Annotated in this window: 15 protein-coding genes and 1 riboswitch; of the genes, 8 read left to right on the top strand and 7 right to left on the bottom strand. The window is 66.0% G+C overall.

Annotated elements, in window-relative coordinates; translation table 11 throughout:
* Positions 1-12: 12 nt before the first annotated feature.
* On the top strand, positions 13-378 hold the full coding sequence (locus FCT00_RS14635; RefSeq protein ID WP_138423596.1) for a GFA family protein: 366 nt from the start codon (positions 13-15) through the stop codon (positions 376-378).
* On the opposite strand, the gene FCT00_RS14630 is transcribed toward FCT00_RS14635, so the two are convergent.
* Positions 375-1,889 (bottom strand): glycosyltransferase family 2 protein, encoded by a 1,515-nt coding sequence (locus FCT00_RS14630; RefSeq protein ID WP_171042999.1) that lies wholly within the window; start codon positions 1,887-1,889, stop codon positions 375-377. The two genes, FCT00_RS14635 and FCT00_RS14630, sit on opposite strands and share 4 nt — an antisense overlap.
* 207 nt (positions 1,890-2,096) lie before the next feature.
* Positions 2,097-2,206, top strand: a riboswitch (guanidine-I (ykkC/yxkD leader).
* A gap of 94 nt (positions 2,207-2,300) precedes the next feature.
* Between FCT00_RS14630 and FCT00_RS14625 the strand changes: the two genes are divergently transcribed.
* The 6 genes from FCT00_RS14625 (at position 2,301) to FCT00_RS14600 (ending at position 7,724) form a co-directional block, all read left to right on the top strand.
* The gene (locus tag FCT00_RS14625) at positions 2,301-3,368 is read left to right on the top strand and encodes a putative urea ABC transporter substrate-binding protein (RefSeq protein ID WP_138423594.1); all 1,068 of its coding nucleotides are present in this window, start codon (positions 2,301-2,303) and stop codon (positions 3,366-3,368) included.
* A 52-nt stretch (positions 3,369-3,420) separates the two neighbouring features.
* Positions 3,421-4,233: an ABC transporter permease gene (locus FCT00_RS14620; protein ID WP_138423593.1), complete on the top strand. Its 813-nt coding sequence runs from the start codon at positions 3,421-3,423 to the stop codon at positions 4,231-4,233.
* Complete coding sequence (locus FCT00_RS14615; RefSeq protein ID WP_138423592.1) at positions 4,230-5,000, top strand: ATP-binding cassette domain-containing protein; 771 nt, start codon at positions 4,230-4,232, stop codon at positions 4,998-5,000. Before FCT00_RS14620 ends, FCT00_RS14615 begins: the two co-directional genes overlap by 4 nt.
* A gap of 92 nt (positions 5,001-5,092) precedes the next feature.
* Complete coding sequence (locus FCT00_RS14610; protein WP_138423591.1) at positions 5,093-6,361, top strand: agmatinase family protein; 1,269 nt, start codon at positions 5,093-5,095, stop codon at positions 6,359-6,361.
* Between the two features lie 3 nt (positions 6,362-6,364).
* A complete protein-coding gene (locus tag FCT00_RS14605; RefSeq protein ID WP_138423590.1) occupies positions 6,365-6,814 on the top strand; it encodes a hypothetical protein in 450 nt (149 codons plus the stop codon).
* A 58-nt stretch (positions 6,815-6,872) separates the two neighbouring features.
* A complete protein-coding gene (locus tag FCT00_RS14600) occupies positions 6,873-7,724 on the top strand; it encodes an oxygenase MpaB family protein (RefSeq protein ID WP_235889099.1) in 852 nt (283 codons plus the stop codon).
* 7 nt (positions 7,725-7,731) lie between these two features.
* Here FCT00_RS14600 and dtd read toward each other — a convergent pair whose 3' ends face one another.
* The 5 genes from dtd to FCT00_RS14575 form a co-directional block, all read right to left on the bottom strand.
* Entirely contained in the window at positions 7,732-8,169 is a 438-nt protein-coding gene (dtd, locus tag FCT00_RS14595) for a D-aminoacyl-tRNA deacylase (RefSeq protein ID WP_138423588.1), read from the bottom strand.
* Positions 8,166-9,065, bottom strand: coding sequence for a carbohydrate kinase family protein (locus tag FCT00_RS14590; RefSeq protein ID WP_138423587.1), 900 nt, complete (start codon positions 9,063-9,065; stop codon positions 8,166-8,168). The genes dtd and FCT00_RS14590 overlap by 4 nt, the downstream gene beginning before the upstream one ends.
* Positions 9,066-9,127: 62 nt before the next feature.
* Positions 9,128-9,799: a nitroreductase gene (locus FCT00_RS14585; protein WP_138423586.1), complete on the bottom strand. Its 672-nt coding sequence runs from the start codon at positions 9,797-9,799 to the stop codon at positions 9,128-9,130.
* 37 nt (positions 9,800-9,836) lie between these two features.
* Positions 9,837-10,958 (bottom strand): TFIIB-type zinc finger domain-containing protein, encoded by a 1,122-nt coding sequence (locus FCT00_RS14580; RefSeq protein ID WP_138423585.1) that lies wholly within the window; start codon positions 10,956-10,958, stop codon positions 9,837-9,839.
* Complete coding sequence (locus FCT00_RS14575) at positions 10,948-11,313, bottom strand: hypothetical protein (RefSeq protein ID WP_138423584.1); 366 nt, start codon at positions 11,311-11,313, stop codon at positions 10,948-10,950. The genes FCT00_RS14580 and FCT00_RS14575 overlap by 11 nt, the downstream gene beginning before the upstream one ends.
* 169 nt (positions 11,314-11,482) lie before the next feature.
* Here FCT00_RS14575 and FCT00_RS14570 point away from each other — a divergent pair, with 169 nt between their 5' ends.
* Positions 11,483-12,058 carry a hypothetical protein gene (locus tag FCT00_RS14570; protein ID WP_138423583.1) on the top strand — a complete coding sequence of 192 codons (576 nt, stop codon included), beginning with the start codon at positions 11,483-11,485 and terminating at the stop codon, positions 12,056-12,058.
* A gap of 33 nt (positions 12,059-12,091) precedes the next feature.
* On the opposite strand, the gene FCT00_RS14565 is transcribed toward FCT00_RS14570, so the two are convergent.
* Positions 12,092-13,210: an SPFH domain-containing protein gene (locus FCT00_RS14565; protein WP_138423582.1), complete on the bottom strand. Its 1,119-nt coding sequence runs from the start codon at positions 13,208-13,210 to the stop codon at positions 12,092-12,094.
* Between the last annotated feature and the right edge of the window lie 3 nt (positions 13,211-13,213).

The following is a 13,213-nucleotide window of genomic DNA, read 5'->3' as shown; positions in this document are numbered from 1 at the left end:
CCGGAGGCGGCCATGCCCGACGACGACCTCATAACCTGCTCCTGCCTGTGCGGCGCGGTTCGGTTCGAGATCACCCGACCGCCGAAGCTGAATTCCTGCAATTGTTCGGCTTGTAGAAGATACGGCGCCCTTTGGGGCTATTCTCCGCCCACGAATGCGCGATTTCTGCAAGGCGAAGACCACACGGTTCCCTATCTGCGCGGTGAGAAATCGCTCGCCTTCCACCATTGCGCGACCTGCGGCTGCATCACCCACTGGCAGGGGCAGGCCGACAATAACCGCGCGTTCAACCTGCGTCTGGCTGACGACCCAGCCGCGATCGACGGCATCCGCATCCGCCAGTTCGACGGGGCGGACAGCTGGACCTTTCTGGACTAGCGAAGCTCGCCCGCCGGAAAAAGCAGCCGCCCGGCAAATCGCTCCAACGGCGTCGCGAGGGTGCGCACGAATTTCACCGGATCGCGGCGAAAGCGCGGGACATGGCCCGCCAGCCCCTGCGCTGCGAGGATGCGGGCGAAGACGGGTATCCAGAACCGGAAGGGCCACGCCGGATCGCCGGTCGGAAAGGCAAGCGCGGCCCCGCGCGCCCAATAGCGGTGCGCGAAGGTCGAGGGTTCCGCCCGAAATGCGGCGCGCTGGGCACGCGGCACGACGAGCGCGAGCACGGGGGCGAGGCCCCAGAGACGCCAGCCGAACAGCCCGTAGTTGACCACCGTCGACGCGTTGCGGTGCGTCGCATGGGCCGCCGGACGGTGCGCCGCGTAATCCGCCAGCGTCCGCGCCACCGCATCCGGCACCTCGCCCGCCTCGGGCGGAAACCCGAAATCGACCGCCAGAGCGGTCACCGCGGGGTCGTCGGCACCAAGCCCGGCGACGGCAAGGTGATAGGCGTGCGCTTCGAGCGCCGCGTCGTTCTGCCCGGCCAGCCCCGGCACGATGTCGGCGGGCGTGAAAGCCGCGCGCCGAAAGGCTGCCGACGCCTGCCGCCAGAACGCATCCCGATCCGATTGCGACCGGGTGCGCACATCGGCAAAGGCCTCGCGGAAGAAAATGATTTCCAGAAATTGCGTCATCGCCACGTTCAGATGCGCGCGCAAAGGGCTCGTGCGGTCGACCGCCCCGGCCTTGTCGAAGCTGTCCACCACCAGCGAGAGGTTTTGCAGAAGGCGCGCGTTGTCCTCCATCGTGCGCGCCCGCCGCATCGTCGACTGCGCCCGCTGGCGATAGCGCGTCGCCTCGACAGCGAGGAGCGAGATCCGGTCCGCGTGCAACAGCGCCTCGACCACGAAAGGCCTCTCCTCCATCTGGGTCAGGGCGAACCGGATACCGTGGTCGTCCAGAAAGGACCGGCGATAGAGCCACAGCCAGAAGTGCCAGCTTTCCAGAATGAAGGGATCGTCGGCCAAGGCGATGCCCGCGCGCGTTTCGGAAAACCGCCGTTCTGCCTCGTCAGGCACCAGCCGCAGCGGCTGGCCCGCTTTGCGCTCCACCGCGTGATACAGCTTTCGCCCGCGCACCATGTCGCTCGCGGTCGTATCGGCGAGCGCGACGGCCCGCGACAGAAAGCCGGTGTCGGGCATCCAGTCGTCGCCGTCGATGAACCAGACATATTCGCCCGTCGCCACCTCCAGCGCCCGGTTGCGCGCAAAGCCCTGTCCGACGTTCTCGGTCAGAACCATCGGCCTGATCCGGGGATCGTCGGCGGCAAGACGGTCGATCACCCGTTGCGCGTCGTCGGGGGACACGTCGTTGACCGTAATGATTTCCAGCGACGCCAGATCCTGCGCCTGAACCGAAGCGATACAGTCCTCGATATAGGCCTCGACCCCATGCACCGGGATAATCACCGAAACGCGCGGCCTATCGGTCTGCCCTGTGTCCGTCGCCATGCGCCGGTGACTCCCTTGTCCCTCGCCAGAACGTCTAGTGGAGCGGGACCGCAAGGCCAAGTCGGGCGGCCCTGTCGGGGCCACGATCCAGACAGCGGCTGCCCATTTTTGCACCATCGCCGCGCATTTGTGCGCCATTGTCGTGCCCGCGCCCCGCAGCGTTCGGTTCTCGGTTGACGCGGAAAACGCGCTAGCGCTCACCTTGACGGGCAGGACGCTTAGGGTTCCGCCGCGCCAAAACGCGGGTCTGGTCCGAGAAGCGTCACCTCTCCGGCAAATTCCGAAGGGGCACACGGCGGGCCAAAATCCCGGGAGACATACTGCGCTGGTTTCGTCCGCGCCCAATCTCTTTGTTCCGCCAGTGGACCGGAACCCGACCAGTCAAAGGCGGGACGCAGAACGGGGAACATCATGACCAAAACGAACATCCTGTCCGCTTGGGCGCTCTCTCTCGGCGTCCTCGGCGCATCTCTTGCTCCGGCTCAAGCCGAGGAAAAGACCGAGTTCAAGGTAGCGTGGTCCATCTATGTCGGCTGGATGCCGTGGGGCTATCTGGAAGACAGCGGCATCATGGACAAATGGGCCGAGAAATACGGCATCGACGTCGAGATCGTGCAGATCAACGACTACGTCGAGTCGATCAACCAATACACCGCAGGCGCCTTTGACGGCGTGTCGGCCACCAATATGGACACGCTCTCGATCCCGTCGGGCGGCGGCGTGGACACCACAGCACTCATCATCGGTGACTATTCCAACGGCAACGACGCGGTGATCCTGAAGGGTGAGGGCACGATCGAAGACCTTGCGGGCAAACCCGTGAATCTCGTCGAACTCTCCGTGTCGCACTACCTGCTCGCCCGTGGCCTCGACAGCGTCGGTCTGGCCGAGCGTGATCTGGACGGGGTCATCAACACCTCGGACGCCGACATGATCGCGGCCTATGCCACCGACGATGTGCAGGCGGTCGTGACGTGGAACCCGCTGGTGTCGGAAATCCTCGGCAGCAATCCCGACGCGACCAACGTGTTCGACTCGTCCGCCATTCCCGGCGAAATCCTCGATCTCATGGTCGTGAACTCGGAAACGCTGGCCGACAACCCGGACTTCGGCAAGGCGCTGGTGGGCGCGTGGTACGAGGTCATGGGTCTGATGGCCGCAGGCGACGAAGAGGCGCTGACCGCGATGGCCGAAGCGTCCGGCACCGATCTTGAGGGCTACAAGGTGCAGCTCGCCGCGACCGAGATGTTCTATGACCCGGCAGATGCCGTGGCGCAGGCCTCGTCCGCCGATCTGCCGACGACCATGACCAACGTCGCCGAGTTCCTGTTCGACAAGGGCATCCTTGGCGAAGGCGCACCAAGCGCAGACTTCGTCGGCGTCGCTTATCCTGACGGTTCGACGAGCGGCGACGCGAACAACGTCAAGTTCCGCTACGACGCCACCTACATGCAGATGGCCGCCGACGGCGAGTTGTAAGCACGCGTCGCGGGGCCGTTCGCGCGGCCCCGCCTTGTCCCAAGGCTGACCCATGCGTCTCATCAACCGATCCCCGGCCCGGCCCCTCGCGGTCGCCCTCGCAGCGGCGCCTTTCGTGGCCGTCGCCATCGCCTATGCCATCGGGTCCGAGATCCGTCTGGCGGCGAACCCTTCGGACAAGCTGCTGCCCGCGCCCGGCACGATCCTCGACACTGCGATCCGGCTCTTCACCGAACCCGACCGCCGTTCGGGCGAGATTCTGCTGTGGCGCGACACCGCCGCCTCGCTGCTCCGGCTCTTGGGCGGTGTGGGGATTGCGGCGCTGATCTCGCTCATCGTCGGGATGCTTATCGGCCTTCTGCCTTATGCCCGGCGCAGCTTCTCGGGCTTCGTCGCGGTCCTGTCGATGGTGCCGCCGCTCGCGCTGCTACCGATCCTGTTCATCGTGTTCGGCCTTGGCGAAACCTCCAAGATCGTGCTCATCGTCATCGGCATCACGCCCTTCATGACCCGCGATCTCAGCCAACGCGTGCTCGACATCCCGCACGAACAGATCGTCAAGGCGCAGACCCTCGGCGCCTCCACATGGGTCATCGCCGCCCGCGTGGCGCTCCCGCAAATTCTGCCGCGCCTCATCGCCAACGTGCGCCTGTCGCTGGGGAGCGCGTGGCTCTTTCTCATTGCCGCCGAAGCCGTCGCCTCGGACGTGGGCCTCGGCTATCGCATCTTCCTCGTCCGCCGCTACCTCGCGATGGACGTCATTCTCACCTACGTCATCTGGATCACGCTCCTGGCCTTCCTCATCGACTGGGCGCTCAGGCTCCTGACCCGCAAGGCGTTTCCGTGGATGGAGGCCGGGCTATGAGTTTCGTCTCCGTCCGCGATGTGTTCCAAAGCTACGGGGGCCGCCCGATCCTCGAACGTGTGAACGTCGAGGTGAACGAGGGTGAGTTCATCTCGATCGTCGGGGCCTCCGGCTGCGGCAAGTCCACCTTCCTGCGCATGTTGCTGGCCGAAGAGCAGCCGACGCGCGGCACGATCACCATCGACGGGGGAGAACCTGCTGTCGAACCGGGGTTGGAGCGCGGCGTGGTGTTCCAGAAATACTCGGTCTTTCCGCATCTGACCGTGCGCCAGAACATCGTGGCGGGCGAGGGATTCCAGACCGCATCAGGCCGCTTGCGTGGGGCCGCGCGCCGCGCCGCGCTGGAACGCGCCGACGCGATGCTCGACCGGATCGGGTTGAACCATGTGGCGGACCAGTATCCGGCGAGCTTGTCGGGCGGCATGCAGCAGCGGCTTGCCATCGGGCAGGCGCTGACCGCGAAGCCGCGCATCCTGCTACTCGACGAGCCGTTCGGCGCGCTCGACCCCGGCACCCGGCTGTCGATGCATCAGTTCCTGACCGAACTGCGCGCCGAAACCAAAATGACCGTCTTTATGGTCACGCATGATCTGGAAGAGGGCTTCAAGCTCGGCGACCGGGTTCTGGTGTTCGACAAGCCGCGCTGGGACCCGCACGATCCCGGAGCCTTCGGCGCGACGATCACTTACGACTTCGACGCACGCGACCGGGGCATCCCGTTCCAGCGCATCCTCGACCTTTACCCTTCGCTGGCGAAAGCCAGTTGACCCGACACGGCACGCGCCCCCGGGCTCCGCGTGTCGCTGAAACCAAGGCCCGCGACTGACGCCGCACTCCGGCATGACGACAGGAGACAGCAATGTTTTCGCCCAAACGCACCCGATCCCACCACCCCCGCGACCTCGCCGCCGCGCATGACGCCCGCGACCGGCGCGCCCATCACCCGGACCTCACCAAGCTTGGCGGATGGAAGGCGATGCAGGCCGAAGCCGACATCGATGGCGACCGCTGGGAGGAAGAAAAGAAATGGGCTCTGCGGATGGGCCTGACCGGCGCGGACAGCATCGAGGACAAGTCGATCCCCACCTTCGCGCGGGGCGAGTTGCCACATTACGCGGGCATCAACACGTTCCTCAAAGCGCCCTATGCCGAGGACGTGCTGGAGGTCGCCCACTACGACGCGACAGTGCTGGGCATCCCCTTTGACGGTGGCACGACCTATCGCCCCGGCACCCGGTTCGGCCCCCAAGGCGTGCGCAAAATCTCGGCGCTTTATACGCCCTACAACTACGAGATCGGCGTCGATCTGCGCGAACAGATGACGCTCTGCGATGCGGGCGACGTGTTCACGATCCCGGCGAACCTTGAGAAGTCCTTTGACCAGATCACGCGGGCGGTGAGCCATGTAGCATCTTCCGGCAGCTTCCCGATCATGATCGGCGGCGACCACTCCATCGGCTTTCCTTGCGTGCGCGGGATCGCCGAGGTGACGTCGAAGAAGATCGGCATCGTCCATTTCGACCGTCACGCCGACATTCAGGAAAAAGACCTCGACGAACGCATGCACACGACACCTTGGTTCCATGCGACCAACATGCCCAACGTGCCGCCCAAGAACCTCGTCCAGATCGGCATCGGCGGCTGGCAGGTGCCGCGCGAGGCGGTGAAGGTCGCGCGCGAGCGGCAGACCAACATCATCACGATGGCGGACGTGGAGAAGATGGGCATCGACAAGACCGTCGAGATGGCGCTGGAGATGGCTTGGGACGGTGTCGACATGGTCTATATGTCCTTCGACATCGACTCGATCGACTGCGGCTTCGTGCCCGGCACCGGCTGGCCCGAACCCGGCGGTTTCCTTCCGCGTGAGGCGCTGGCGCTCGCCTCCGGTGTCGCGAAAGAGGGGCTGTGCGGGCTTGAGCTGGTTGAGGTTTCGCCGCCCTACGACACATCCGACATCACCGCCCTCATGGGCACCCGCGTGATCGTCGACGTGCTCGGCGCGATGGTCAGCCACGGCACGCTGGGCAAGCACAAGGCGATGATCGACAAGCCCGTGCAGTTCCCGCATGGAGAGTTCGAAGGCAAGCGCTGGTCGAACCCGCATCCGCACAAGGTGGGGGGCTGATCCATGCCGCATGACCACCCGCACTATCACGCACACGGCCATCACCACGCACCCGGCCACAACCACCCGCATGACGCCGACCACCTGCATTCGCACATGCACCACCCTGACGAGGCGGCGGACCTTCAGGTGCTCGCCGCCCAGTTCATCGACGGGTTCGTGAAGGCCGCCGACAAGACGAGTTACCTCAAACTCGCGGGCGTGCCGTTCGAGCGTCCGGGGCAGGGCGGCGCGAAGGCGCTGAAACTCGTGGATGTGGAACTGACGACCGACTGGCAGGTCGGCACCGCGTCGCCCAGTTTCGGGTCGCGCGAACTCAGCTATCTGCCGTTCCCCGGCGAAATGGTGCGCGAGCGGACGAACATGTCGCTGATCTACGTCTCGATGGACGAGAAATCCGTGCTCGACTTGCGCGACTTCCTTCATGCCCGCAAGCACGAGATCGAAGCCTGACCTTGCCCAAGGCCCTGCCGACCGCAATAGTGGCAGCGGGGCCTGACGGGACATGGGCATGACGATCAGCGAGACGAGCGGGCTGGGGCGCGACCCCGACACCGAGTACGAAGAGATTTGCCGTTGGCTCGGCGCGATCGAATTCGCGTGGGACATCGAAAAATCGCTCGAATTCGCGCTCTTCCGCACCTACGCGGTGCCGTCGATCTCGGGCCTTCTGGTGCGCACCGGCAAGTTCGAAACCGAGCCGCGCAAACGCTACGACGACACCGAGCTTCTGCTGTCCGAACCGATGGAACACGGGCTGGACTCGGATCGCGGAGCCGAGGCGGTGGCGCGGATCAACGCGATCCACGGCCGCTTCCGCATCTCGAACGACGACATGCTCTACGTCCTGACCACCTTCGTCTGCGAACCCGTCCGCTGGTGCGCCAAATACGCCAAGCGCCCGTTCAGCGACGACGAAGTGCGGGCTTGGACCAACTACTACCGCGCTCTGGGCGCACGCATGGGCATCTCCGGCATCCCGGCCGATTACGCCGCCTTCGACGCTCTCAACCGCGCCTATGAAGGCGCGCAGTTCCGCTACGCCGAGAGCAACCACCGGATCGCCGTCGCCTCGCTCGACCTGCTGCTGGGCTTCTACCTGCCGCGCCCGCTTTTCTCTCTCGCCCGGCCCGCCGCCCTCGCCCTGATGGACGGTCCCCTGCTCCTCGCGATGGGGTTTGAGCCGCCCTCGCGCGGGGTGCGCAAGACGGTGGAGCGGGCGATGGCGGCGCGCAAATGGGTGCTGGGCAAGCTTCCACGCCGCAAGACACCGCGCCTCATCACCGCGCGCCGCCGCCCGACCTATCCCGGTGGCTACGTGATTTCGGAACTGGGCAACGGCCCCCTGCGCGCGGCGGAGTAGGGGCGCTTCAAAACTCCATCCAGATCGTCACCGGCCCATCGTTCACCAGCGACACTTTCATGTCCGCCCCGAACCGCCCTTGTGCGACCTCGATTCCCTGCGCGCGCAACTGCCCTGCGAAATATTCGTACAGCCGCTCGCCCTCGTCGGGTCGCGCCGCCGTGGAAAACCCCGGACGATTGCCCGAGCGCGTGTCGGCGGCCAGCGTGAACTGGCTCACCACCAGCGCCGCCCCGCCCGTGTCCAGAAGCGAGCGATTCATCTTGTCCGCATCATCCTTGAAGATCCGCAGCTTCGCGACCTTGGCGGCCAGCGTATCGGCATTCGCCTCGGCATCGCCATCCATCGCACAGACGAGGATCAAAAGCCCCGCGCCGATCTCACCGACGACCGCGCCATCCACGCGAACGGCGGCCTCGCTCACCCGCTGGACCAGCGCCCTCACAGCTCGTTCGCCCACGGCGGGTTGGCCCCGGCCCGCGACACGGTGATCGCCGCCGCGCGGTTGCCGAGGTCCAGCGCGGGCTTCACCTTGGCCTCGTCCAGTTGGGCCAGCGCCGTCCTGTCGAGCAGCCCGGCCTGCGACAGGCCCGCCAGAAGCCCCGCGTTGAACGTGTCGCCCGCCCCGACGGTATCGACCACCTGAACCCGCTGCGCCTCGGCCCGCACCGAGCCGCCGCGCCAATGGCCGACGACCCCTTTGGCCCCTTCGGTCACGCAGACCAGCGCCGCGCCGTTCGCCAGAATCTCATCCGCATCGGTGCCGAGCCAGTCCATATCCTCGTCCGAGATCTTCACGATATCGGCCACCGCCAGCATCCGTTCGATCCGCGCCCGATAGGCGCGTTCGTCGGTGATGAAACCGGGTCGGATATTGGGGTCGATCATCGTCACCCGCTTGCCCGCCTCGCGCAGCATCAGCGCCTCATAGGCTGCGCCGCAGGGGTCCACGACCAGTGAAATTCCGCCAAAAAACAGGGCCTCGGCCTCGGTGACATCGGGCAGGTCGGCGGGGGTGAGCATCCGCCCCGCCGTGTTCTCGTCATAGAACGCATACCGCGCCTGACCGTCCACCAGCTTGACGAAGGCCAGCGTTGTCGGCCGGTCCGAGCGCACCGCGACGCTCGCATCGACGTGCGAGGCCCCCAGCGCCGTTTCCAGCATCTCGCCGAACAGATCCCGCGACAGGCCGGAGAAGAACGAGGTCTCGACCCCGAGCCGGCCAAGCGCGATGGCGGTGTTGAACACGGCGCCGCCGGGGTAGGGCGCGAAGGCGGGTTCGCCGCCCGTGCTCTCACGCGGCAGCATGTCGATCAGCGCCTCTCCACAGCACAGGATCATGGCAGAACTCCGGGTCGGTTGTTAGCGGTATCAGTCCTAGCGGCCCCGCGCGGATTGCGCAATCACCCGCGCCAGTCGACCCAGTCGTCCAGTGGCGCGCGCGCCGTGCGGAACCCGTTCGCCGGGTGCGCGGTGTCGCTGTAGCCGAACGAGATCACGCACAGCGCCAGCCGATCCTCGCCCAGACCGAAAAAGTCGTGCAGGGCAGGCGAGAATGCCGCCGGGGCCGCCTGTGCGATCGTGGCGATCCCCCGTGCCTCTGCCGCGAGGGTGAAGGCGGTGATAAACCCGCCCGTATCCAACGCGCCGTAGCTGCCCAACTCGCGGCCAGATGAGATCATCGCGACATGCGGTGCGCCGAAGAAGCTGTAGTTCTTCATCATCTCGCGCGCGGACCCCGCCCGGTCGCCCTTTTCGACGCCCACCGCCTCGTAAAGCTGCCAGCCGCAGGTGCGCCGCCGTTCCCGGTGATCGCCCGTGTAGCCTTCGGGAAAGGGAATATCCGGCGCGGGTTTGCCTTTGGCGACGGCAGCACCAAGCGCCTCGCGCAGCCGCTCGGTCTCATCGCCCGAGGTCACGGACACCTTCCACGGCTGGGCATTGCACCAGGACGGCACGCGCTGCGCGGCCAGAAGGATCGCCTCGATCTCTTCCCGCGCGACCTGATCCGGCTTGAACGCGCGGCAGGAGTGGCGGCTTTTCAGGATGTCGAACAGGGTGTCGTAACGGTTCATCTGGTCCTCTCAACGGCACGGCTGCGCGGGCGGCGGTTTACTGCGACTGGCTGGCGAAATATCCCACGACCCCCGCCACGATCAGACCCAGCACCACCGCGATGGTGATCTTGATCCACGACCACGGGCGTTCGCCCTGCACCTTCCCGGTCCGTCCGTTCACCACGAAGCGATAGGTCTTGCCGCGATACTTGTAGGCGGCGAGCCAGACGGGAAGCAGAATGTGTTTGAACGTCACGTCGCGCACGGTGGTGTTCACCGAATGCACCCGCTGGCGATCCCCGCCGATGTCGAATTTCACGTCGCGCAGGATCACCTGATCCATATAGCGCCGCGCCTCGTCATACCCGTCCGGCAGTTCCACCGAATAGCCCTCGGCCCGGTAACCGGCGAGGTATTCCGGGCGATACGGCTCGAGCGCGGCCAGATCCCACGGCGCGAGGTTGTCGGTGAAGCTCTTGGGTAGCGAGCGCGAGGCGAGCACCAGAACATCGTCGAAGAACCGCTTCACGGTCCCCGTCGCAGGCCGCCAGCGCACGCGCTGTTCCTGCACCTGCACCTGCTTGCCGTCGCGCATGACCGTCTTGGTCACGTAATAGACCGTGCCGTGTTCGCCCGTGTACCGCGACTTGGTATCGGCGTCGAAGGTCCAGTAGGGCACGTAGATACCCGACATCCGGCGACCCTTGCGGGCGTATTGCTGCAAGCCGTTGGGGGCGAACCAGAGCTTGCCCAGCCACTTGTTCATCGCCTCATGCGCCGCGCGCTCCTCGACCCCGAAGGGCAGTAGGCCCTTGGGTTTGATGTGGCGATGCACGCCCGTATCCGTCACCACCGGCGTCGCACAGAACGGGCATTCCTTTGCGTGCGTCTTTTCGTCGAACTCCACCTGCGCCCCGCAGTTGGGGCATTTGGCGACGCGGGTTTCCTCGATCTCGGCCTCGGGCAGCTTGGCGTCCAGTGCGGCGCGGAAGTCGAGCTCCTGAATGGCGCTCACATGGCCGCCGTGGCCCTCGATCTTGGTGACGTTGCCGCAATGGTCGCAGACCAGTTCGCCTGCCGCCGCGTTGAACCGCATGTCGGCCCCGCACTGGTCGCAGGGAAAGCGATGCTCTTCCATCGGGCTTACGGTGTCGAGCGGGTTGGTGTCATCCTGCATGGTCGAAACTCACGATATGGGCGATCTGTCGGGCCGAGGCCGAGGTGAAGCGGATCACGTGGCAGAAGATGCGGGGGGCCTCGCCCGCGCGTTGCAGACGGCCCGAAACCGACCCCGCCTTGCCGTGGCTCACCACCTCGGAAATCTCGATCCAGTCGTGATCCGGCGTTTCGGCCCGCGCGGCCTGTATGGCATCGCGCCCGGTGATCCCGGCCCCGAAGCGGTCCCACGACGCGCCTTCGGCCAACAGACCGTCGTCCAGCGCCCCGACCCCCATTAGGGCAAGCGCGATCGCCTCGGTCGTCTGGTTCTTGGGGCTGTTGCCGCAATCCGGCGAGCGGGCGATCCGGGTCATCTGGGCGGCCTGCCTGTGTCTGAGATCGAAAGCATCGGAAAACCTGCGCGCGGGTGTCGTTCGCGACAGGGGTAGCATGGGGGCGCCGAGGCGCAAACCGTCATTGCCGAGGTTGTTGCATGTGGGCGAGGCCCGCCTATCCTGAGCCCAGCCCGAGACCGGAGACCCGATGCGCACCGCCCTGATCCTCGCCCTGCTCGCCACGCCCGCAAGTGCTTTCGCCGAGGACGCGATCTACCGCTTCACATGGCAGGGCGCGGGGGGCTACGCCTTTGAGGGGGCGATGTCCTTCGACGCCGCGAAACTGTCGCTCGCGCGGATTTACGAGGGCGACGTGCAGTGCTTCGTCATCGAAGGGCGCAAAGGCGACCTGCCCGTGGGGCGCTGGGCGCTGGGCATGCTGATCCCCGAAACGACGTGGATTCTGACCTTCGACACCGAAGCCGAGCGGTTCGTTCCCTTCGGTCCCGCCGATCCGATGCCGCAGGCCTGGAACATGGACGGCTACGGCACCGACTGCGGCCCCGAAGGCTTCGGGTTCAACATCGGCAACTACGCGCAGGACATCTGCATCGACGGCACCCTGATCGCCGACAGCCAGATGCCGCCCGCCACGCCGTTTCCCGCCGAACGGGTCGAGAGCTACGATTTTCCCGCGGATGCCTGCCGCCCGTCGATGCTCATGAGCGAGGGGCGCGCGTCGGGTGGTGGGTTTGGCCCCACCCGACAAGCCAAACGCCCGTAGGGTGGGTGCCAACCCACCGATCGTTGCGACGCCTCAGACCGCCGGCGGCGGGGGCGGCGGCATGACCGTGAACAGGGTGGCGAGGTCGGCCACGTCCTCGGCCTTCATCCAGCCATCCTGACCGGCGGTCCAGACCATCGTGTCGCGCGTGACCTCACCGGCCCCGGCCTTTTGCCCCATCGTGGCGCGGCTGAACGGGCCTTTGGTCTCGCCGTTCTCGGCGATGTGCCAGACCTTTTCGGCCGGCGGCGGGGGCGGCGGAGCGGGGCGGGCGGCGGCGGGCGCGGGGGCGGCGCCCCACGGCCCCTGCATGGTCCCGGCACCCTGCGCCATCGCCATGCCCAGACCCATGCCCATCGCCGCGCCCATGCCTTCGGAGGCGGCACCGCCCTTTTGCAGCGCCTCGGCGGCCGACCATTTCATGTGCTCGTCGAGATTGCCCGCCAGCCCGCGCGAGGTGCGCTTGTCCAGCGCCTCTTCGACCGCCGGGGGAAGCGAGATGTTCTCGATATAGAATTCGGGGATCGCGAGGCCGTAATCCGCCACGATCTTGGTGATCTCGTTCGCCACCATCTTGCCCAGTTCCTGCGTGTTCGCCGCCATGTCGAGCACCGGGATGCCCGACCCTGCGATCACGCGGGAAAAGCTCTGCACGATGATGTTGCGGATCTGGAAGCTGACCTCGTCCATCGTGAACTCGCCATCCGTGCCGACGATTTCCTGAAGGAACAGGGCCGGGTCGGTCACGCGCACGGCATAGGTGCCGAAGGCGCGCAGGCGCACCGGGCCGAACTCGGGGTCGCGGCACATGATCGGGTTCTTCGTGCCCCATTTGAGGTCGGTGAACCGGGTCGTGTTGACGTAATAGATTTCCGACTTGAACGGCGACTTGAACCCATGATCCCAGTGCTGAAGCGAGGTCATGATCGGCATGTTGTTGGTTTCGAGCATGTAAAGCCCCGGCGTGAACACATCCGCCAGCTGCCCCTCATGCACGAACACCGCCGCCTGACCCTCGCGCACGGTCAGCTTCGCGCCGTACTTGATCTCGTGGCCTTCGCGCTCGAACCGCCAGACCATCGTGTCGCGGGTATCGTCCGTCCAGTGAATGACGTCGATGAATTGCCCGCTCAGGAAATCCAGAATGCCCATTGT

The organism is Maritimibacter alexandrii (assembly GCF_005871115.1).
Classification (GTDB): domain Bacteria; phylum Pseudomonadota; class Alphaproteobacteria; order Rhodobacterales; family Rhodobacteraceae; genus Maritimibacter; species Maritimibacter alkaliphilus.
Note: the sequence above shows the minus strand (reverse complement) of the source record. Positions and strands in the feature narration are given on the sequence as shown.

What these genes read in the sequence shown, in the direction of transcription:
- FCT00_RS14635 (WP_138423596.1), top strand. Translation starts at nt 13, where the DNA reads ATGCCCGACGACGACCTCATAACCTGCTCCTGCCTGTGCGGCGCGGTT.
- FCT00_RS14630 (WP_171042999.1), bottom strand. Translation starts at nt 1,889, where the DNA reads ATGGCGACGGACACAGGGCAGACCGATAGGCCGCGCGTTTCGGTGATT.
- FCT00_RS14625 (WP_138423594.1), top strand. Translation starts at nt 2,301, where the DNA reads ATGACCAAAACGAACATCCTGTCCGCTTGGGCGCTCTCTCTCGGCGTC.
- FCT00_RS14620 (WP_138423593.1), top strand. Translation starts at nt 3,421, where the DNA reads ATGCGTCTCATCAACCGATCCCCGGCCCGGCCCCTCGCGGTCGCCCTC.
- FCT00_RS14615 (WP_138423592.1), top strand. Translation starts at nt 4,230, where the DNA reads ATGAGTTTCGTCTCCGTCCGCGATGTGTTCCAAAGCTACGGGGGCCGC.
- FCT00_RS14610 (WP_138423591.1), top strand. Translation starts at nt 5,093, where the DNA reads ATGTTTTCGCCCAAACGCACCCGATCCCACCACCCCCGCGACCTCGCC.
- FCT00_RS14605 (WP_138423590.1), top strand. Translation starts at nt 6,365, where the DNA reads ATGCCGCATGACCACCCGCACTATCACGCACACGGCCATCACCACGCA.
- FCT00_RS14600 (WP_235889099.1), top strand. Translation starts at nt 6,873, where the DNA reads ATGACGATCAGCGAGACGAGCGGGCTGGGGCGCGACCCCGACACCGAG.
- FCT00_RS14590 (WP_138423587.1), bottom strand. Translation starts at nt 9,065, where the DNA reads ATGATCCTGTGCTGTGGAGAGGCGCTGATCGACATGCTGCCGCGTGAG.
- FCT00_RS14585 (WP_138423586.1), bottom strand. Translation starts at nt 9,799, where the DNA reads ATGAACCGTTACGACACCCTGTTCGACATCCTGAAAAGCCGCCACTCC.
- FCT00_RS14580 (WP_138423585.1), bottom strand. Translation starts at nt 10,958, where the DNA reads ATGCAGGATGACACCAACCCGCTCGACACCGTAAGCCCGATGGAAGAG.
- FCT00_RS14575 (WP_138423584.1), bottom strand. Translation starts at nt 11,313, where the DNA reads ATGACCCGGATCGCCCGCTCGCCGGATTGCGGCAACAGCCCCAAGAAC.
- FCT00_RS14570 (WP_138423583.1), top strand. Translation starts at nt 11,483, where the DNA reads ATGCGCACCGCCCTGATCCTCGCCCTGCTCGCCACGCCCGCAAGTGCT.
- FCT00_RS14565 (WP_138423582.1), bottom strand. Translation starts at nt 13,210, where the DNA reads ATGGGCATTCTGGATTTCCTGAGCGGGCAATTCATCGACGTCATTCAC.